Source organism: Nitrospirota bacterium (assembly GCA_016214855.1).
Taxonomy (GTDB): domain Bacteria; phylum Nitrospirota; class Thermodesulfovibrionia; order Thermodesulfovibrionales; family UBA6898; genus UBA6898.
Map to the genome: position 1 here is coordinate 34,931 of JACRMT010000006.1, position 22,907 is coordinate 57,837.

The 22,907-nt window shown below is 48.2% G+C and carries 6 protein-coding genes; 3 read left to right on the top strand and 3 right to left on the bottom strand.

What is annotated here, in order from left to right; genetic code table 11:
- Window positions 1-2: 2 nt before the first annotated feature.
- On the top strand, window positions 3-356 hold the full coding sequence (locus tag HZB62_07685; protein MBI5075031.1) for a hypothetical protein: 354 nt from the start codon (window positions 3-5) through the stop codon (window positions 354-356).
- Between the two features lie 447 nt (window positions 357-803).
- Window positions 804-18,254, top strand: a complete 17,451-nt coding sequence (locus HZB62_07690; protein MBI5075032.1) for a PD40 domain-containing protein — start codon at window positions 804-806, stop codon at window positions 18,252-18,254.
- Window positions 18,255-18,405: 151 nt separating this feature from the next.
- Here HZB62_07690 and HZB62_07695 read toward each other — a convergent pair whose 3' ends face one another.
- Genes HZB62_07695 through HZB62_07705 form a run of 3 tightly spaced genes read right to left on the bottom strand, consistent with a single transcriptional unit; the run spans window position 18,406 to window position 21,671 of the window.
- A complete protein-coding gene (locus HZB62_07695; GenBank protein ID MBI5075033.1) occupies window positions 18,406-19,056 on the bottom strand; it encodes a leucyl/phenylalanyl-tRNA--protein transferase in 651 nt (216 codons plus the stop codon).
- Between the two features lie 54 nt (window positions 19,057-19,110).
- Window positions 19,111-21,360: an ATP-dependent Clp protease ATP-binding subunit ClpA gene (clpA, locus tag HZB62_07700; GenBank protein MBI5075034.1), complete on the bottom strand. Its 2,250-nt coding sequence runs from the start codon at window positions 21,358-21,360 to the stop codon at window positions 19,111-19,113.
- Window positions 21,357-21,671: an ATP-dependent Clp protease adaptor ClpS gene (locus HZB62_07705; GenBank protein ID MBI5075035.1), complete on the bottom strand. Its 315-nt coding sequence runs from the start codon at window positions 21,669-21,671 to the stop codon at window positions 21,357-21,359. The genes clpA and HZB62_07705 overlap by 4 nt, the downstream gene beginning before the upstream one ends.
- 130 nt (window positions 21,672-21,801) lie before the next feature.
- On the opposite strand from HZB62_07705, the gene HZB62_07710 reads away from it, so the two are divergent.
- A complete protein-coding gene (locus tag HZB62_07710) occupies window positions 21,802-22,806 on the top strand; it encodes an OmpA family protein (GenBank protein ID MBI5075036.1) in 1,005 nt (334 codons plus the stop codon).
- The last annotated feature ends 101 nt before the right edge of the window (window positions 22,807-22,907 follow it).

Below are 22,907 nucleotides of genomic sequence, written 5' to 3' on the forward strand. Positions count from 1 at the left end.
ATATGGCACTTTTCATTACATTCAACAGAAGCGCTGGTCTTATTATGTCAATACTCATGACTTCCAGCTTCGCTCATGCCGACACAGTCGACTCCATCCACCTCCTCAAAATCTCTTCTCAGGACGAGAGGGCGGTGGTGAAGATGGAAGACGGAACGAAGAAGATCATCAAGATAGGGGATGCCATAGGGAAGAACGGCAAGGTTATTGAAATCACTTCCGGCAGGGTGGTTATTGAGGAGCAGATGGATGGCGGCAGTGAGATAGTCATCATACGACTCGAAGAGGGTAAGCAGTGGACAGAGCACATATCGCGCCTGCCGGATAGTAAGACGTTGCTGTACAAAGCAGAATAAAATACGTTAAATGAGGGGACTGGGGACGATGATGGGGGGACAGAAACAACTGCTTTGTACGCTGATAGCGCTTAGTCTGCTGCTTTTTTCTCCGTCTTTAAGGCCATTAGGGGACGTAGTTGAATCAGTTAGCTTATAGAGGAAGGGTTGAAACAAAAGTTCATGCCAAGGCAAGCGCGACTTGATTTTCCTGGCACATTGCACCACGTAATATGCCGAGGGATAGAGAAAAGAGATATAGTCACTGATGACAAAGACCGAGACAATTTTGTTGAGCGGATGGGCGGCATTGCAGAAAGGATAGGTAACTATGGGGTCAGACTTGCTTATTGACATTTGGGGTATAGCCAGACAGCATGATACGCAAATCGAGAATGGGTGAGCTGCCGGACGGGCAGTCGTTGTTAAACAAAATGCAATAAAAATTGAATGGGGGGACTGGGGACGATGATGGGGGGACAGAAACAACTGCTTTGTACGCTGATAGCGCTTAGTCTGCTGCTTTTTTCTCCGTCTCTGTCTCATTCTGCTGACTTCATCGCTACAACTCTCGGCGACCAGGGTAACGTAACCGTGATGGAGGTCTCAGGCAACTACGACGCCAATAATCCTGACGCCTCGACCAATACTGATCCGAGAAAGGTGATCGCAAAGGAATTCTACCGGCTTCATAAGGACGAATATGATTTCCTTGTCATCTTTTCCAATTTCGACGTTAAAATGCCCGAGGTGGATGCAAGGGCATTCTATCTCCACGTAAAAAACGACACGCAGGGGATAGGCCAGCAGATATTCGACAATTCATGGCTCTTCGGCAGCAACGGCAAACTGCATGGCACCATAGACATGGGCAACATCACAGCGCTCATGACAGACCCTCTTGAGCCGACATTCGAAACCTCCCTCGATATCCTCAGCCACGAACTTATGCACAGGTGGGGCTCATATGTGAAGTTCATGACAGCGCAGGGCGTTGTCAGTTCTGCGCTTCTCGGCAAAGATCTGAGCCACTGGAGCTTCCTCCTTAATTCATACGGTTCTGTGCTTTACGGCAACCAGTGGCAGGACAATGGCAATGGCACATTTACATCAATAGCTGCCCGGAAATACTACAGCCCTCTTGACCTCTACCTCATGGGGTTTATCGATAAATCACAGGTGCCGCCCATGCTTCTGATCGATAACCCTGACATTGACCCAAAGCAGATGCCGGAGACAGGTATTACGATAACCGGTACCCCAACATATGTGACCATCGACCAGATCATTGCTGCAGAGGGCGAAAGGATACCGGGTCCAACAGAATCACAGAAATCCTTTAAAACCGCCTTTATTTTCATAACAGCTCCGGGAACATTCACTGGCGATGAGCTGTATGGTATCGAGAACATCAGAAACGGCTGGGTCACGCGCTATTCAGTGCTGAGTGACGGCAAGGGCATTATGCAGGTTTCATCAGCCCTCAGAGAAGATATCCCGACCAATCCCGGTATAACACTGCCACCTGTTACCCCAAGGACAGTTCCACCTAAGATCGAAGATGGTGTTGCGTGGCTTATGAATGACCAGAAGCCTGAGGGCCACTGGCTTGATATAACACAGACAGCGGAGAGGGACACTGCTGAGGCTGCTCGCTCCCTGAAGAATTTCGCGGTAGCGCAACAGAACTACAGCCTTGGACTTCAATGGCTGAACTCGATAGCTTCTGATAATACTGATTATCTCTCACGAAAGATAGAGGCCATGGCGCAGGCAGGCCAGGATGTAACTATGCTGCTGCAGACCCTGATATCGCGGCAAAACCTTGATGGTGGGTGGGGGAGCAACAGGGAATATATGAGCAGCACTGCGGATACAGCATCTGTCCTGAAGGCTTTTTCCGTTGCCGGGTACGCAGACCCATCTGCTATTGGAAAGGCTGTCGCATACCTCAAGGCTAAGCAGAATCCTGATCAGGGATGGGGAAGTGACAATGTAAGCACTATCCAGTCAACGGCAAATGTGCTTACAGCTTTTAACAGGCTACAGTTATCAGCCGACAGTTATCAGCTAACAGACTATATCGCAAACGGCTTCGCTTGGCTACTTCAGAAGCAGAACCCTGACGGCGGGTTCGGCAACAGTCCGAGCACGATCTATGATACTGCCCATACTCTGCTGACGCTTGGTGTATTCGATATACCGATGGAGATTGCAAACAAGGCGGTGCAGTATATTCTCTCCTCCCAGTCAGAAGACGGCAGCTGGAACGAAAGCGCGTACCAGACGGCCCTTGCAGTTGAGGCAGTATGGAAGGCAACCGTAGACCCTGACCTATCGATAAAGAATACGGACATAACGTTCATACCGGCTTCTATTACAACTCTCCCCTCAAATATCGTGATCAATGCAGTTATAGGGAATACGGGAAGGACAGGTGTGGCTGCTGCCAAGGTGGCGCTGTATGAAGGAGCAGTAGCAGAGGCAAACAAGATAGGCGAGCAGACCCTTGCATTCCCTGGCCAGTCATCGGTGAATGTGACGTTTAACGCAACGGCAAGGGACGGCAATGAGCACAGGTTCTATATTGTTGTTGATCCGGAAAATCTTATAAGAGAAGCGAATGAATCGAACAATACAACACTGAAGATACTCTATCCTCTGGCAACGTATGATTTTGAGGTGCTCTCATCCGATTTATCCGTATCGGCGAACCCTGTCGATATATTCAAAGACGTAAAAATAACCTCAAAAATAACAAATAAGGGCACGATGAATGCGTACAACGTGCAGATCAGGTATTTCATAGACGAGGCAGGCGCTCCCCTTGAGATAGGGACGTCAACAGTAAACATCCCGGCAGGCGCGACCATTACGAGTGAGATCATCTGGAAAACCAATAAGGCAGGCGTAAATCTTCCTTTGACTGTTTTGGCAGATCCGTTTAATACCTTTGTCGAGATCTTAAAGGAGAACAACAGGGCTGTTATGTATCTTACGGTGAATGGCTCGACAGAACCGAACCTTACGATATCGTATAAGGATATGGTGCTTACCCCTTCGCCTGCCAACGAAAGAGGGAGCGCGACTATCTCTGCCCTGGTCAAAAACGAAGGCTTTTCGACTGCAAATAATATAGCGGTGAATTTCTATAAGGGCGTGCCGGGTGTTGACGGAGTTCTTCTTGGTAGTCAGGTGATTCCCTCTCTCATCGCAGGAACGGGCAGTAGGGCAGCCATTGACTGGACGGATATCCAGGATGCAGGGGAGAGGATTATCTACGTCAAGGTAGATCCTTTGGGGCAGATAACAGAGATCAGCAAGGACGATAATGACGCCTTTGTGCTGCTTGATATCCTGAGCCTGCCTGATCTTGCGATATCGACAAATTCCATTAAATTCAATCCTGCTGCTCCGAAGGATGGCGATATTGTCGCTATCGTGGTCACGGTCAAAAACCTGGGCATGCAGAGCGCTTCTAATGTTTCTGTAAAGGCAGTTGACGGGGATACGGTCATCGGCACAAAAACTATATCAGTTATCGCAGGGAATGCCCAGGGGATAGTTTTATTCTCATATGACACAGCCGGCAAGAGCGGCGCTCATCAGATAACTGTAGCTGTTGACCCTGATAATGCAATCGTGGAGCAGAGTGACGATAACAATAGCGCGACAAGGACTTTCGGCGTCCAGAATGCGAACCTATGGCTGACAGAACCGATCTTCTCACCGAACGGAGATGGTATCAAGGACAGCACGCAACTCTTCTTCAGGCTGGATGTCCAGCAGACAGTAAGAGTGATCGTAGTCAACAAAAAAAGCGAAACAGTCAGGACGTTCAGCGGAATTGAGCTTACAGATATAACAGGCGGGAATATTACCTGGGATGGTCTTAATGACATCGGGACAGTTGTAGCTGACGGTCAATATCAGATAAAGGTGGTGGATTTAAACAATAACGTGCTCGGCAGTTTGCTGGTTATTCTGGACAACAACAGATCGCCCTTAACAGAGGCAATTGGGACAAAGTATCTCCTGAATACTAATCTGACATGCAACTTACCCCTCTCATTATATGAAAATTGGCAATGGCTTTCTGATGATGGCGGTATCATATTTTCCTTAAGCGGCACTGAGCATAATGTCCCGCAATATCCATCTGGAATTTATTTTATGTCTCCGACAGGAGATGATATTACAAGTATCTTGCCGATGACGCTGTCAGAAAACGATTTTGCTGATTTGTCCAGTTGGAAATTATCGCCTGATAAAACAAAAATAGCATTCTTGTCCTGGAAATATAATGCTAAGGAAAATATATATGCTCAGGAATTATGGACATCAGATATTGAAGGAAAAAACCTGAGATTATTAATTCAGGTCGACCAGGCTGTTAATGATGAGGAAATATTTGAGATAAAATGGTCTCCAGACGGTAAATATCTTTTGTACAATATTGGCCCTGTTTATAAGTTGGGTTATAGAGCTTATGAACTCTGGATTATAAATATCGAAAATAAGTCTAATATTAAAATTGATTCGGGATATTTTACGTTAACCCTTATTTCAGCGGAATGGTCACCTGATGGAACAGAAATAGCCTATTTAGCTTCTCCAACATATGAGGATGACGGTAATATGGCTACAGATGCGTTAAAAATATCTGATCTGCAGGGTAATAAGAAAAATATTTATCTGTTCAATAACTATACGTGGTGGGAGCCGATCCATTGGCTTGAAAACCAGAAAATATTAGTGGAACATCCGTCAATGAAACCTCAATTATGGCTTTTTGATGCCAGTGGAAACGGCAATCATATTAAAGTGGCGGACGATTATGATGTCCTTTTTGTAGCGCCTGATAGGCAATCATTGGCGTTTCATACAACGGTTAGCGGTGGGCTTCTTACTGGGGGAATGATAAATATTTCTAATATGGATGGAAATATCACATATCAATATCAGAATTCGGATACTGATTATGTTTGGGATATAAATACAATGGGCGTTACATGGGCTCCGGATTCACAGGAATTGGTTTTTTCTGAAATGGGTATTAAGAGTATCTGGGAATATTCGAATAGGCGGCATTATCTGACTGTTCTAAATATGAAAAGCAAGGCTACGGAATCGTTTGATCTTAGTCTAAAGGTAAATGATATCAACAGCTATATTAATTTATTTAACTGGCTTCCAGATAATGCAGCGATTTTGGCGTCACAAAACTATCTTTATAATTACCCGGGCGATCTTTATGTGATTAATTCTGAAACCGGGGCATACACTCATCTTCTTTCAAATATGCAATTGCCCTGGGATTTAGATGCAGACAATAATCAAGATGATTATAAATCTATATCACCACTCGGACAAATTATTGCCTATTACCCGAATAGGTATCAGGCGAGCGGATGTTATTACGACTATTATAAATCTAGCGACCTTTGGGGAATGAGTTCTTTGCTGAACCTTACAGCTGACCTGAGCGCAGTAAAGAACAAATCATACGTAATTCTGAAGGGGACAGCCGCAGACCTGAATTTTGAAGGCTATATGCTCGAATATGCTGATGCCAAGACCCCTACTGTCTGGAACCTTGTTGGGCCGCCTTCTGATCTGCCTGTTATCAACAATGTGTTTACAACATGGGTGCCTCCGTATGAGGGTGTTTTCTTTGTGCGGCTGACAGTCTGGGATAAGGCAGGCAACATTAAACGTGAACAGAAGAGGGTCTCATGGGGATTGTCATCAAGTATCACGAATCTTTATAAATCGACTGAGATATTTTCGCCAAACGGTGATGGAACAAAAGATACGGTTTCGCTGAATTACACGGTGTTGGAACCCATTCATCTGGAGTTCACTATTTATGATGAAAACAACAAGCTCATCAGGACATTCCTTAAAGACCATACAACTCCCTGCGCAGACAACATAATCTGGGATGGCCGCGATAACACCGGCGACATCGTGCCTGACGGCAAATATACGATAAAAGTGTTCGATTACGAGTTCTTTTTGGAAGTGGATAATACGCCGCCTGATCTGGATCTGGAACTGAGTGAGATTAAGCAGTATCAGAATAATTCGATGATGGGACCGGACGGACCGGACCTGATGACATTGGTCGTGCTCATGAGAGGACTTGCTTATGACAAGAATCTTAAGTATTGGATAATTGAGTATGGGGAAGGAGATAATCCGCTAACGTGGTATGAATACAGCCGTGGAATGGATCTGCTTGCAGCAAAAGATAACAATGGAAACGTTATCACTGATCCGATAGGGAATGCTGAAATAGCACAATATCACAATCAGGAAATCGCATCACTTGCGGGTCAAAGGTTCAGGATCACTGTTGAGGATCATGCAGGTAATAAGCGCACAGTTCAGTCGAACATGCTGGAGGAGCGCATGCTTCTGTATTTCCATTCATGGGGCGCATTATATACGTCTGATTATGAATATTTCAAGGTGTATAGCTCAGGAGAATATCCGTCTTTAGAGCTGCCCAAAGAGCACATTCTGCAGGGACTTGAGACTATAAGCGTTCCGATAACAATTATTAATCTCCAGTATTGGAGCGATTTGCAATGGCATGATGCATCACAACAGGACCACACCTCAGACGGTGATATCTATATTGTATGGGATAGAGGCAAGGTTTTGTCTGAAATCGGAGCAGTTAGACTAAGGGCTATTGACATGTTCGGACAAGAGCACTATTCGAATACCGTAATGACGAAGTCACAGTTCACTATTGACCGCTGCGCTCCTCCGACAAGTGCTGCCCGGAATTATCTCTTTGAAAAATTGACACTGTTAAAGATGCAGATACAAAGTGCTGATGATATACGCTTTGCTCAATGGACAGATTATCACATTGCCCAATCCCCCGATGTCCCGACAGGTACGTTTTCCCTTGCGCCACTGCCTGATCTTCGGACCGGGGCTGAATATCACTTCAGGATGATTGGAATAGGCGAAAGCGGCAGAGAATATATTGGTGAAGAGAACTCATCAGTCTGTGATCAGCCGAAAACACCTGAACTGAAACTGAACCTTTACGTAAAAGACTATGCAGAGGCCGATTGCGGACTGCTGTCTGATGGAAAAAGTGGACTTTCCTCAATGCTGTCAACAAAAAACCTGGCAGCCCCGATCACACTAAAAACCCTGAGCTACTATATCCAAATCAACGGTGCCCTTCAGCTCCTGCGTCAATTCGACCTGACAAAAGAAAGCTGGGGCGCTGTCGGGATTGAAGCATCGGCCATGGCGGAAGGTAGCTATCCTGTAAGCGCTGTCCTGGACTATTTTGATACCCATGACTATAAAGATAAAGAGCTGACAACTGAGGGCACCCTTATTGTCGATCGTACTCTGCCGGAAGCCAGGATAACATATCCGGACAAGTCTCAAACCCTCTGCCCTGTAAAACGCACGGATGCAAGGGGCGACTGGTTTGCGCTGCCTATCGAAGGCATTGCCCTGGACAACATTGCTGTAAAGAGGTATGAACTCTACTACGGATTTGGCGAAGCGCCTGAAACATGGAACCCTGCGCTGACACGGGTTCTGACAAAGGATGGTATAGAGCTTGTTTTGATCAAAGGGAAGGATGTAAAAGGCAAGCTTGGCGACTGGTATGTTGAAGGTATTCATGGAACAGTTTCCCTGAAACTGAAAGTGATCGATATTGCAGGCAATGTTACTTGCTACACGACAAGTTTCACGGTCAAGGAAGTCATTGATTTCTCCAAGCCCATTGTAGACAAGCCTCTCTTTTCACCCAATAGGGACGGGCTCTTTGATGACGTTAATGTTACATACGAAATTAACGAATATGCCACGGTCGACCTTAAAGTTTATCCTCTTGCGCTGATAGACAATGATTTTGTGCTTGGTCAGTCGCCTGTGGGGACTATTGCTTCAGGAATAAGCCATCTCGGTGGAGAGGGATATGCAGCCTGGGAGGGCTTGACTGATGCCGGCATAGCACTGGATGGACATTATGGCATTGCAGTAATTGCAACCGATGCCTGCGGAAATACGAGAACTCGCTGGACAGAGGTGGGGGTGGACAATGCACCGCCCTTAACCCTCATCAGTTATCCTGTGCCCGGAGATATTATCGGCAATATTATCGAGGTCAAGGGGACTGTATCAGATGACAACTTCAGGAACTATCAACTTGAAGCAGCTCCAGAAGGCAGCACAAGCGAATGGCGTCTTATTGCAAACAATGCAAATCCTGTTATGAATGATATCCTCGGAAAATGGAATACATACGGATTAAACGGCATCTGGACAGTTCGACTGACCGGATATGATGCGGTCGGCAACAAGAACGAGACTTATGTTGATATTGATCTTGGGGAGCGCAAGGACCTTATTAAAGATCTTGATATCAGCCCAAAGCATTTTTCGCCGAACAATGACGGGAAACGGGATGTCGCCACAATTAAATATGAACTATCTTATGCAAGTAATGTAAAGATTGAGATACTTAATTCCGCCGGGACAGCTAAAAAGACCTATACAACCATCACCCCATCTTTCGGCTCTTATACGTACATCTGGGACGGGACTGATGCTGTCGGTCTAACAGTTCCTGACGGCACATATGTCGTGAAGCTGACTGCCGAGCTTACTGCGAATCCGTCGGTCAACCAGTTCGAGGCGATCACGGTCGTTGTTGATACAAAAGCGCCGGTGATTGATATAAAGCAGCCGGTTTCCGGCTTCTATATCAAGACAACAGATATTTCAGTAAATGGTTCTCTGTCTGATCCGAATATCATGGAATACAGCATGACAGTGTTGTCCGACACAGGCACAGAGATGCTTGATCAGGGAAATCAGGACAGAATAGCTTACCATTTCGGCATGCTTTCCAGCCCTGCCGAAGGAGCCTATACGCTTAACATCAAGGCAAAGGACCTTGCCGAAAACTCAGTTGAGGAAAATATACCGTTTGTTATTGACAGAACGCCGCCCAAGGTAACCCTTGACACACCAAAGTCAGGTGAGTATTTCGGCCATAATAAGGCCGAAATACTCATTACCGGCAGCATCGAGGAAAAGAACCTCGAAACATTTGAGCTTCGATATGCGTTGGGCGATACACCTGTGCAATGGACAGAACTGCTGAGAGGCACTGCTGTGCCGACCATGCCTCAGCTATTCACCTGGAAAGTCGGCAGGAACGACAACATGCCGGACGGCAATTATACGTTGTCGCTTTTTGCGAAGGACAAGGCAGGACTGACAGGAGAGTCTAAAGTTAAAGTCACGGTAGATAACACTGCGCCGGAAACGGTTATTTCATCACCAATAGATGGCAGTTACATAAAATCAGCTCTGGATATTAAAGGCACTGCCTTCGATGCCAATCTCGATAAATGTACCGTTGAATTCTCAGAAGGCAACTGCCAGAGTGCCTTTAAATGGTCTACTCTCATGAGTTCGACGAAATCCGTTAAGGACGGTGTGTTGGCCAGAATGCAAATCCTTCCTGCAGAAGGCGACTACTGTATCAAGGTGGCCGCAATCGACAAGCTTGATAATAGATCAGAGGCCCGTGCAAAGATCACGATCGACACCCAGCCGCCTGCTGCCCCTTCGCTCTCAGGCAGGATTGAAAACAGAGCTGATATGCGAGTCACCTGGGCTGCCAATACAGAGCCTGACATTGCAGGATATGACCTTTACCGGGAAGGCAAGAAGCTTAATACAACGCTTCTTGCAGGACTTTCCTTCCTTGATGCTGATCTGACTGAAGGCACGTATACGTATATGCTTAAGGCCATTGACTATGCAGGCAATGAGAGCAAGCCTTCAAACGATGTGACGATCAAAATCGACCTGACCGGCCCCAATACACGTGTGCGGACGCCTCAGGATGGCGCACGGGTAAGCGGGCTCGTGGATATCAAGGGCACGGCATACAGCGCAGATGATTTCAAGGAATATAGGATGTCAATAGGCAAGGGGCAGTCGCCTTCAGCATGGATGCTCCTCAGGACTTCTCCTGTTCCGGAGCCCTACGGCATTCTTGCGCAGTGGGACACAGCCGGGCTTACCGAAGACGAGCAATATACCATAAAGCTCGAAGCTGACGATATCAACGGCAATACATCCGGCCACCAGATCACGGTGACGATTGACAACAGACCGCCTGCCGTGCCGTTGCTGCTTGCCGCCGTGCCGTCCGTTTCAGATGTTCAAGTGACCTGGAAAGCCAATACAGAGCAGGACCTGGCCGGATATTTCCTCTACAGGAACGACCAGCTCGCAAATGTGCAGGGTATTGTTATCGGGAACCTGAAGCCGTATCTGATCGCAGCTACCGTTTATTCAGACAAGGGGCTTCCTGACGGGACCTATAAATACTCCCTGCTTGCAATGGACAGCGCCGGCAATCTGAGCGACCAGTCAAATAGCATTGAAGTGACGATAGATACGCGGCCGCCGCATGCTGCAATAGTGGACCCCGCAAATATGTCAAAGTTCGACAAGCAGATCCTTCTGAAGGCTGAATCTCTGGATATTGATATAGCGGGCATACAGTTCCAATACAGGAAGGCCTCTGATCAGGTGTGGATAACCCTCGGCGGCCCCATATCGCGGCAGCCTTATATTACCTTCCTTGATCCAATCGCCGTCGGCCTGACTGTTGGCGAATACCATTTCAGGGCGGTTGCCACGGACAAAGGCGGAAAGACCGACCCGACTCCTGAATATGTTACGCTCACCTATTCTGACGTGACAGCTCCAGACTTGCCCATGGGGTTGAAGGCCCTGACTAAAGGCACTGATGTTACCCTTACATGGATGTCCAATCCTGCGGCCGATCTCGATGGGTACAACATATACAGAACATCAGGCAAAACACGGGCTAAGATAAATGCAGCTGTTATAAAAGAATCAACATATCCGGACGCCAATCTTGGTGATGGCTCATATGACTATGAAGTTACCTCAATCGATACCTCCGGCAACGAAAGCAAACAGTCCAACAGTGTATCTGCGAGGATTTATGCTCCACTGTTGGTCCAACCCTACACACCTACAGGCAAGATGGCCCTGTCTGTCATCGGCAGAAACGCAGCAGCCAATGCAACAGTGCAGATATTTGCCGAGACTGTTTCCGGTCCTGAGTCGAGGGGCGCGACCAGTTCCGATGCTTCAGGAAACTTTGCTTTAGATTTCAGTCTTGCGCTCGGAGAAAACAAGGTAACGTCAACATCAACGGACGCAGCCGGCAATATAAGCCGAGTTTCTGATATGGTGGTTGTCGTGTACAATGAGCCGCCATTGCTGCCAAAGGGACTTCAGTCCGTTGTAAATGGCCACGATATTAATCTAACATGGGTACCCAATACTGAGGTCGACCTTGTGGGATATAACATCTTCAGAGGAGATGAAAAGCTCAATTCGCCGGTATCCATTATCTCAGGGAATGCAACATCATCATCCTACTATTATTACTATCAGCCTTCAAATGCCTTTGACGGGGATCCCAACTCATACTGGCTTGACCTCAGTTACGGTACGTTTAGCCCTGTATGGCTTCAGATTGATTTGCCATCTCCTGAGTTGATAACCCATATGGAAATCAATTGGCTGGGTGATGTATATGCGGGCAGCGATTATGAAGTTCAGACCTGGTCGGGGTATGCATGGATCACGCTGAAAAAGGTTGCCGGGAATACTGCGATGGTCAACAGCTTTGATTTCAAACCGTCTTATAGGACCGACAAGATAAGGATCTCTATAACCGGCACCATCAATCAGGACTACTACAAGCAGGTCGGCATATCCGAAATATCGATCCTCAGAGACAACCTCCTGACAGAGGCCTCTTATAATGACCTTAATCTCAGCGATGAGAAATACGCATACTCGATTACTGCTGTGGATTATTACGGCTTTGAAAGCCTGCCTTCTGAGGAGGTAAAAGCAGAGGTTGGCGATGTAATACCTCCTGCTGCCCCTATAAGTCTGACAGCGGCGACCACAGGACAAGAGATCAAACTTAGCTGGTCTGCGAATGCGGAGTCTGACCTTGCCGGATACAATCTCTACGGACTTGAGGCTCAAGCGTGGATCAGGCAAAACAGCTCTCTGATAACTGACACAGCGTATAGGGACGCGGGACTGCCAAATGGTACATATACCTATAAGGTAACTGCTGTTGACTCAATCGGCAATGAAAGTCTGCCTTCCAATGAGGCGTCAGCTGATGTGTATGTTGCTGATACGGTTGCTCCGGCAGTACCTGTGCTCTTCTTCCCGACAATTGCAGGGCTTCCGATCATATTGCAGAAAGACAGGACCGATGTCATGGGGTTTGCCGAGCCAGGCTCCTCTGTCACGCTCTATAAGTCCGGCATCTCAGTCGCCACGACATCAGCCTTAGAGGATGATGATATCAGCACTATCGCAATCGATTACGCTTGGGGCGATGCGACGCTTTCACCTGACGGCACGACCATTGCGTATATGGACAGCAATTATTCATTGTGGGTCAGGGATCTTGCATCCGGGACCGAAAAACAAGTTGCCCAATATGGCAACTCTCCGGTTTGGTCTTCTGATGGAAGTAAAATTGCATTTCAATACAATGAAGACAGGAACGGCCAACAGAATTATCTTATTGGGATTTACGATATCAGGGCGGAAGCAGTTGCGCCACTTACCGGTGCAACTGACGATCCCTATATCGATGAATACTACCCTTCCTGGTCATCGGATGGAAGCAGGATCGCTTTCATCAGCTATCAGGGCGGCTCTTATAATATTTGGTTTAAGGACTTCATGGCGGGAGATGTTAAGCAGCTGACACATGCCGGATATACCGTAGTCCTGAAGCTCTCGCCGGATGGCAAGAGACTTGCCTATATTGACGGTGACAATTATTACCTCTATGTAATGGATATCGCAAGCGGCGAGAGCATCCTTATTGATGATAAGGCGACCGCTGACTCTCTTGACTGGTCTCCTGACAGCAGAGCTCTTTTGTTTAGCTCATCGGTGAATGGAAATGTTGACCTCTACCGTCACGATTTCCCTATGCATGTGAGGGCTCAGCTCACCAGTAATGCCGAATATGAGTTCGCTGCACAATGGTCTCCCGAGGGAAAAAGCATCTTCTTCGGACAGTACGACGGTAATTGGAATATGTCCTTAAGGATCATCTCGGCCGACGCCCCTCATGACGGCAGACTTCTCTCTACTGAGCCCGATCTTTATAATCTATCCTGGTTGAAATCAGGCGCCATAACTTTTGCAGACGGATCTATTTTGTTTTTTGTGCATCCCAAAGGGTATTTCATGTACAGCGCTGTTGCTCTGGAGGCAGGGGAAAACCTTTTCACAGCGATAGCAACTGACTCCTCTGGCAACTCGGGTCAGCCCTCTGATGAAATCTCAGTTACATTTGAGACAAGCCAACTGCCTGACATCGAGACCCTGGCCGATGATATCTACCTATATCCTGCCGTCCCTGTTGACGGCCAGCAGCTCTTGATGAATATCGTGGTCTGGAATAGGGGACAGACTGAGGCAATAAATGTAGTAGCAGACGTATATATCCAGGATGCATTCGGAAACCTGGAACGCATTAAATCTGTGAGCATCCCTCTTCTTTCACCCGGCTCAGGTGAGATAATCAGTATTTCGTGGGCTACCTTGGGCAGGAATGGCGCGAACAAACTGTTTGTAGTTCTTGATCCAGCTAATATGCTAACCGAACAGAGAGAGGATAATAATATTGGAGAAAAAGAGTTCTATATTGTCACAGGCGAAGGCGTTTCTCTTTCCACGGTCTTAAGCGCAGCGCAGCTAATGCATGGTCAGGATACAGGCATAGACATAACCATCGTAAACAACGGGATTGCAAGAGAGGGTGTCCTCAATGTGGCTATCGAGGACGAGAATGGATATTCTGTGGCACTCCTGGACTCCAGAAACATTCATCTTGCTTATGGTTCTCAGGAACATTATGTATATACATGGAACACGGGTTCCACTTATGCAGGTATGTACAGAGTGCGTGCTGCAGTGGGGGACGCCTCGGGTATCATAGCGGAGAAGATCGTGCCGTTTACCATACTGCCTGAGATCGCCATTGAAGCGTCAGTTGTAACTGACAAGGCCCTGTACGGTCCGCATGAAAATGTTCAGGCAACCTTTATTCTCAGAAACAATGCTCATAATTACATTATCCCCGACTTGAAAATAAATAACCTGATTATGGACGCAGCCGGGACAGTGCTGTTTGCGGAGGAAAAGGATGTCAGAAACATGCTTTCTGGTATCACGGTTTCATTCAGTGCGATATGGGATACAGGGCTGATTAAGCCGGGCAATTACTATGCAGCTATCAATATATATGACAACGGTCAGATGATCCTCAGCAAGACAGCACCATTCATCATTGAGTCAGTGGTGACTGTTTCCGGATCGTTACTCGTTTCTCCGTCGATTGTTCTGCTCGGAAATACCGTGCATATGGATTATGCAGTTCTGAACGCTGGTAATAGTGACGCAATGGGTTTGACAATCAGGGTTTTAGTCGAAGACCCCGAAACGCAAGCGGTCCTGAAGACATTTGAAAATATGGTTGACCTTGGCATCAACAGCAGCACCTTAGGACAGTTCATCCTTTCCACACAGGGGCTGGGCTTAAAGAACTATACAGCGGCACTTCAATACGTATATCAAGGTGATACGAGGTCTTTGGCAAAATCGCTATTCTCCGTGAGAGACGGTATGCCACCCGCAGTAACATTGATCTCACCCTCATCAGGCAGTCTTTTTAACTCCGCGATTGATATCACGGCAATTGCTACAGATGATGCGTCAGGTGTTGATTGGGTCGAATTCCGGATAGACAACGGTTCGTGGAAACTGCTGCCGATAGCAGATCCATCTTCCGGAAGGTTTGCGACAACATGGTTGCCTGCGCGGGCTGATGAAGGAACCCATACCATTGACGTCAGAGCAACGGATAAATCAGGCAATGCTAGTCCGATAAGCTCAACGCTTCTCACTATCGACACAACAGCACCTGTATTGATTGTATCGACCCTTTCGGATGGCAGTTGGACAAAAAACGAGTTGTTAAATGTAGCAGGAATAGTGACGGACAACATTGGTATTCAACAGGTTTCGATCAACGATACAGTAGTACCGCTAAACGTAGACAACAGCTTCAGCTATCCTATAACTACGCAGGATGGGGAGAACGTAATTACCGTGACGGCAACAGATCTTGCAGGCAACCAGGCAATTGATACAAGGACGATCAACTTTGACCGGAGCGTGCCTGTGATAACGATAATCACTCCGGCCGACAATATAAAGACAATGCTTTTGCCGGTTGACCTCTCGGGCACTGTGGACGAACAGTCTTCAGTTGCCGTCGCGATCAACGGATCTTTTCCTGTTCCAGCGATTATGGAAGGCAATAACTTCAGTCTGTCGGTCATTCCGGATTATGGGATTAATACGATAGAAGCGACGGCAACAGATCGCGCCGGCAATACCTCAACAGCGAAGAGAACCATACTGTTTGACGATAGAAGTCCCTCACTTGCAGTCATTGATCCGACCCAGGACACAAAGACGAACCAGACCGCAATGACGCTGAGAGGAAAAGTAGAGGATCTGACAGAAATCACTGTCAGGGTTACAATGGACGGCAACACATATGTACCTGCTATGGCTAATGGGACGTTCGAATTGCCGATTACATTTACTGCGGAAAAAGTATACCAGATCTACGTTACGGCAACTGATGAAGTCGGGAATGAGACAGCAGTGCAGAGAAACGTCTTATATGACATTACGGCTCCCATACTGACTGTAGACTCTGTGATAAGTCCTACGAGTATGGTCAGCCAGGTAGTGACCGGTCTTGTTGAGGCAGGAGCAATTGTCAGCGTTTCATGTCCCACAGCAAACATTGGTGTCGTCACGTATCCGACGCCTGAAACATGGGCAGTAACACTGCTGGATATGGAGGAGGGAACCCATATCATCGAGGTTACCGCCACTGACGAGGTCAGCAATATAAGCCAGACTGTTACGGCTGAGATAATTGTTGATCTGACATCTCCCTTAGTGACTATTGCAGCACCTGCAAATGGAACTGACCATGTAGGCAAGGTGGACATTATTGCAATAGTCACGGATACCGGTGCTGGCGTAGGAAGCGTAGAATATCAAATTGATAGCGGTGATTGGAAACTCCTGTCTATGGCTGATCCTGCTGTGCATATGTATTCGGCAGTCTGGCTTCCTGTCCTGTCTGACGAAGGGACACATATGATCAACATCAGGGCCTCTGACAGGCTCGGCTTCATGAGCAACCCTGTGTCCGTTACTTTTGAAGTGAAATCTGATCAGAATTCAGACATCGAGATTGAAAAGACGATTCCGAATGTCAGAAATGTGCTGCTCTGGATCAACGACGGCTGCCATGAAAGCAATGAAGAATTGACCGGCTCGCAATATGGGACTGGAAAGAGCTTTCTATCGGGATATCCCGACGGCAACGGAGAAGGCGACGGATGCCGTGAAGAGAATATGGGAAGACTGAGCGCAGATACTTCTATCTCAAATGAAGAGGACACAGGCGACGACGAAGATTCGTCAGAGGGCGAGCATGAATGCAGAAAGTGCCTCAGGAGTGACCTTGTCGAAAGAGTCCTTGGTGAGTCAGCCACGAGCCATTCCATAGTTTATTCTGCGAAGGACTTTCAGCACGAGTTGAGAAATCCGTATTACACAGACATTTTGATCCTCGGCAATCGGTATCCGCTGGAAGATCACTACTGGGAAGAACTCAGGGAAAAGGTCAATGCCGGTGTCGGGCTGGTATCCTCTCTCTGGATGAGGCGCGGAACTGATGAGCAGAATGAAACATATGATCCCATACTGGGGATCCGGTATAAAGGAAGGCTGCCCGGGAGAACTCATAAGATCCGCACTGTCCAGAGCCCCATTACCGGCGCAGACAGAATTGATTCAAAGGGCAAAGCGGAGCGGATCGAAACCGGACAGGGGACTGCAATCGCCGGCTGGCTTGAAACCGATGAATGCGAGAAAGGACGTCGCAGATCTGATTACCAGATTAATGGCTGTATTGACGACGGGCAAAAAATGTCCTGCGAAAGCCCTGCCATTGTTTTAAACAAGTATGGAAAGGGGAGGGCGGTATTCATTGCCTTTGATATAGGAGAAACTCTGAATGACAAAACCTATTCGCAGATGACAGCCCTTATAAAGAACTCTCTGACATACGCCCACAGCGTCTCTGACATCAACACCTTCGGACCGGGAAGTCTTGTCCCTGTAGAGATCAGCCTCAGTAGCCTCGGTAGCGCTTCCGACCTTAAAGTGACGGAGTCGTATTCTACGGCACTGAAGATATATGATCCGACAACAGAGGAGTGGATTACAGCAAACCCGTGGATTAATCGGCTGAAACTCGGGGTGAGCGAAACTGCGTCGATTCTTTATTACGCCCTATTGCCCGACAGAGGGGGGATCTACACGCTGAAGACGGATATAAGTTATTTGGAAAATGGCATCTATAATCCATACAAGAGTATTTCCAATGATCTTGTCGTGGCTAACGACTTTAGCGCCTCGCTGTCCGACGTATTATGTGCTCTAGACGAGCTGGACTCAAGAAACAGCCAGGAAGTGAAGAACGCCAGGAGAATACTTCAGCTCATGCTCCTGCGTGACGCAAACACGAGGCAGACTATTGAGGCGAATATACACGGCGTCTTATCGGCTATACATCTAATTCTGGGGGTTAATTCGGACACATTCCGTGTCAGGACCATGATGGATGAACTCCTTAAGGGTCTGGAAAGCAGATACTATTACCTTGGCAATTAATACGTTAATGCCCGCAACTGATTGTATTGTCCCGGCAGATGTATTCCATGGGAACAAGAAATTTCGCTTCATAACAGAGGTATTCCGGCCAGCCCGCAAGAGCGCGGGAACGAACTAAATGATATGTTTATAACGAGTGGGTAATACGAGTTTACCCAATGGCCTTGCTGAGTATGCTCAGAAAATCGGTCCTGGATATCTCCCTTGCTCCCAGGCTGGCGAGATGTTCTGTTCTGACCTGGCAGTCTATAAGCGTGAGCCCTTTTGGCAGCATCTGCTCGACGAAGACGGCAAAGGCAACTTTGGAGGCATTGCTTTTCCTGGCAAACATGGACTCTCCGAAGAAAATCCTGCCGAGCATGACGCCGTAAAGGCCGCCGACGAGTTGACCTTCATACCATGCCTCAACAGAGTGGGCGTATCCTGAGGAGTGGAGGCCCGTATAAGCCCTGATCATTTCTTCTGTGATCCATGTGCCTGACTGTCCCTTGCGGTTTGCTTCTGCGCAGGCCCGCATCACCTGTTCAAAGGCTTTGTTCATCGTCACGGTAAAAAGGCCTTTTCTGATGCATTGTCTGAGGCTGCGTGAGACGTTCAGTTCCTCGGGAAAGAGCACCAGGCGGGGATCAGGAGACCACCAGAGGAGCGGGGAATCTTCAGAATACCAGGGGAAAATTCCCATGGAGTAGGCTTTCAGAAGACGCTTCTGACTGAGGTCTCCGCCGACAGCAAGCAAGCCGTCTGCCTCCGCCTGCGCAGGAGAAGGGAAAAAAAGTTTGTCAGAGAGAAGAAAAATAGACATGGCCGGCAGTGGCGGTAATGCGTGAAAGCGCTGGTGCGCTACAGCGATCGTTCATCAGGAACCATAGTCAAAGATGAGTGCATCGTCCTTCAGGCCGATGGATACGCTGCCGCCTTTTCTGAGCTTTCCGAAGAGGACCTCGTCTGAAAGAATATTCTTGATCTTTTCCTGGATGAGCCTGCCCAGCGGTCTTGCGCCCTGAGACGGGTCGTATCCCCTGGCTGCCAGCCAGGTCCGCGCCTCATCCGTAAGCAGCACGGTTATTTTCTTTTTTCTCATCGAACTTCTCAGTTCGTCCATAAACTTGTCAACGACCTTCTTCATGATCTCCTGCGTCAGGGGCTTAAAGGCCAGCATCGCGTCTATGCGATTTCTGAATTCCGGACTGAACAGGTTTGTGATGGCGTCCCTGCCTTTGAGCTGCCTGTCTATGGACCTGTCGCCGAATCCGATGACCTGTCTGTCCATATCCTTTGCGCCGGCATTGGAGGTCATGATAAGGATAACGTTCCTGAAGTCGGCCTTCTTGCCGCTGTTGTCGGTCAGGGTCGCATAGTCCATGATCTGAAGCAGGATGTTGAATATGTCAGGATGCGCCTTTTCGATCTCGTCAAGGAGAAGAACAGCGTACGGGTGCTTTCTGATCGCATCGGTGAGCAGACCGCCCTGATCAAAACCGACATATCCGGGAGGCGCGCCGATCAGGCGGGAGACCGTATGTTTTTCCATATATTCCGACATGTCAAAGCGAATGAACTTGACGCCCATGACCGCGGCCATCTGTTTTGAGACCTCTGTCTTGCCGACCCCGGTGGGGCCGAGAAACAGGAACGAGCCGACAGGCCTGTCAGGGCTGCCCATGCCTGCACGGATCCTCTTGATCGAAGCCACCAGTGAAGCAATTGCCTCATCCTGGCCGAAGACGACCTTCTTCAGGTCCTGATCAAGGGTCATGAGCTTTTTTACGTCTGACTGGGAGATGGTCTGCGGAGGGATCTTTGCTATCTTCGCAATGATCTTTTCGATCTCAGCGGTGCTGACCGTATGAGTGCCTGCCCTGCCGGAAAGTTTTGAGAGAGCCCCTGCTTCATCGATCACATCGATCGCTTTGTCAGGGAGGTATTTATCGTTGATATATTTTGCAGAAAGCTCGGCTGCAGCCTTGAGAGCGCCCGGTGAGTAGCGCACGTGATGAAAGTCCTCGTAATAGGACTTCAGTCCCTGGAGTATGCTGACCGTCTCGTTAAGGGACGGCTCCTGAAGCTCCAGTTTCTGGAAGCGGCGGGAGAGTGCCCGGTCCTTCTCAAAATAGTTCTTATATTCCTCATAGGTGCTGGCGCCGATGCACCGCATCCTGCCGGAGTTGAGCACCGGCTTAAGGATGTTTGATGCGTCCATTGATCCGCCGCTCGTCGCTCCTGCGCCGACGATGGTATGGATCTCGTCAATGAAAAGGATCGCGTCCGGAATGCGTTCGAGCGCTTTTATCGTGGCCTTGAGCCGCGCTTCGAAATCGCCGCGGTATTTTGTCCCTGCGATGAGCGCACCCATGTCGAGAGAATACATGCTGCTTTTTTTAAGAACATCAGGCACAAGACCTGACCGGATGTTCAGGGCGAGCCCTTCAACGACGGCAGTCTTGCCGACACCCGGCTCACCCACAAGGATGACATTGTTCTTGCGCCTTCGGCAGAGCACCTGGACCATCCTTTCGAGCTCATCCTTCCTGCCGACGAGCGGATCGATCTCATTTCTGCCGGCCTTCTCTATCAGATTGACAGCATAGATCCGGAGGGGGTCTTCAGAAGGCCTTTCTTCCTGCCTTTCATGGTCATGACCCTGCCGCTCGTGCGGAGATGGCCTGTCTGCATCTGTTTTGGCCATGCCGTGTGAAATATATTCGAGGACATCAAGACGCTGAATGCCTGCCTGGTGAAGGATATGGACTGCGTGGGACTCTTCTTCCAAAAAGATCGCGGAAAGGATATCTCCTGCGTCTGCCTCTTCTTTGCCCGCGGACTGGACATGTGTCAGCGCGCGCTGGAGCACACGCTGGAACCCGACGGTCGGCTTGGGATAGGGACTGCTCTTTGTCGAGGTCTTGTGGCAGTGCTCTGTAAAATAATCGGCAAGAGCCTTCTTGATGCCTGATATGTCGCCGCCGCAGTTCCTTACAACGTCTGCGCCGAGGTCGTCATGAAGGATCGCATAAAGGATATGTTCCACGGTCAGATATTCATGACGCTGGGAACGGGCGTCCTTGATCGTGGCCTCCATGATGAGTTCGAATTCCTTGTTGATCATGCCTTCTCCATAGAGCATTTTAGCGGGAACTCATGCTCCTGTGCAATATTGTGGACCGTGTCGATCTTTGTTTCGGCTATTTCCTTGGTGTAGATACCCGCAAGTCCCTTCCCGTTCTTGTGGACATGAAGCATGATCCTCGTGGCCTCGACCGCCGGCAGATGGAAGACCGTTTCGAGGATATGTATAACGAAATCCATGGTGGTATAGTCATCGTTCAGGAGAAATACGGAATATAAGGGAGGCCGTTTCAGCAACAGGTCAGCAGCTTCCTCTGATTCTTTTTCTTTAAGGGGCGTGTTCAGTGCCATAAATTTATTTTATCACAGCCGCAGCACGTGATTCCTTACTAAAAAAGGGTACATCAAGAATGTAAAAAACATTGACATGAAAGGCAGTTGGCGATAAAATAGGCCAATTATAAATTTTAGGAGGGTTCTCATGAAGAAATTTGTAGTCATTGTTTTTGCCGTTGCAGCCCTCATGCTGCCTGTCATCTCTCATGCCGAGATCAAGGCCGGCAGTTTTGAGATCGGACCTTACGTGGGGCATCATATCTTTGATGAGGCCGAGGATATTCATCGGAACAGCAGCGGGGAGCGGATCGGTTTTGACAACGGCGCTGTCTATGGCCTTCGTCTCGGATATAACATCACGAACAGGTTCGGTGTTGAAGCGGCATATGACCATATTGAGCATGCAGCAGATATGGGGCATATTGATGCTCTTTACCACTTCACTCCTGAGAGGGCGTTCAATCCATTCTTTGTTGCCGGAATTGGGTACGCAAATATCAAGCCGGAGCAGAGGGATCATTACAATACTTTGATGGGCAATTTTGGTCTCGGTTTTAAATATTTCTTTAACCAGCATGTTGCACTCAGAGTTGATCTCAGGGATGTGATAACGAACATGCAGAATGTTGTGGCTACTGCGGGTCTTACCTTCTCATTTGGCGGAAAGACCCCTGCACCTGCACCAGAGCCTGCACCGGCGCCGAAGCCGACGCCTCCTCCTCCTGCTCCAGAGCCTGCACCGGCACCGGCACCTGCGCCAAAGCCTGAAGTGAAACCCGCACCTGCGCCGGTAAAGATCGTACTTGAGGATGTGCATTTTGACTTTGACAAGGCTACGTTGACGAAAGAAGCTAAGACTATTCTGGCAAGGGATATTCAGACCCTCAAGACCAATCCATCGATCAAGGTCCAGGTCGAAGGACATACCTGTGCTCATGGCAAGGATGATTACAATATGGCCCTTGGCGAGAGACGGGCAAATGCTGTCAAGGAATATCTTGTTAAAGAAGGTATTGCTGCTGACAGGCTCACGACCATCAGCTATGGTGAGACGAGACTTGCTATGCCTGAGACGCCTACTGCAAAGAACAAGAATGCAAAAGAGGCAAAAGAGAACAGGCGTGTGCACTTTGAGGTTATTGCAAAGTAATTTGCTATAATACAGGCAACCCCTGGCTATCCAAACGGTGGCCAGGGGTTTTTTATTTATGATGAAGAAAATTGTTTTACTCCTTGTCCTGAGCCTCATTG

Coding starts and splice junctions, on each gene's coding strand:
- HZB62_07685 (MBI5075031.1), top strand. CDS start 3: ATGGCACTTTTCATTACATTCAACAGAAGCGCTGGTCTTATTATGTCA.
- HZB62_07690 (MBI5075032.1), top strand. CDS start 804: ATGATGGGGGGACAGAAACAACTGCTTTGTACGCTGATAGCGCTTAGT.
- HZB62_07695 (MBI5075033.1), bottom strand. CDS start 19,056: ATGTCTATTTTTCTTCTCTCTGACAAACTTTTTTTCCCTTCTCCTGCG.
- clpA (MBI5075034.1), bottom strand. CDS start 21,360: ATGATCAACAAGGAATTCGAACTCATCATGGAGGCCACGATCAAGGAC.
- HZB62_07705 (MBI5075035.1), bottom strand. CDS start 21,671: ATGGCACTGAACACGCCCCTTAAAGAAAAAGAATCAGAGGAAGCTGCT.
- HZB62_07710 (MBI5075036.1), top strand. CDS start 21,802: ATGAAGAAATTTGTAGTCATTGTTTTTGCCGTTGCAGCCCTCATGCTG.